This window comes from Parabacteroides sp. AF14-59 (assembly GCF_003479515.1).
Classification (GTDB): Bacteria; Bacteroidota; Bacteroidia; order Bacteroidales; family Tannerellaceae; genus Parabacteroides; species Parabacteroides faecis.
On sequence record NZ_QUHH01000005.1, the window covers coordinates 1 to 223 of the forward strand.

Genomic DNA, 223 nt, shown 5'->3' on the forward strand with positions numbered 1-223 from the left:
GTGACTTAGCCATTACAGGTTTATTTGCCGTCAGTTTTAACTGACGGTTTACATGTTGCTTCTCTTTATTGGCTTCAGCCACATTTCTCTTCAATAGAGAGACTGCTTAAATGGGACTAAAGTCCAAAGAGAGAGAGCATTTACTAATCCGTTGGTTAAAACCAACGGCAAATGAACCTGTAACTAAGCATGTTTTATGTATGACTGATCGCTTGCTCGGATA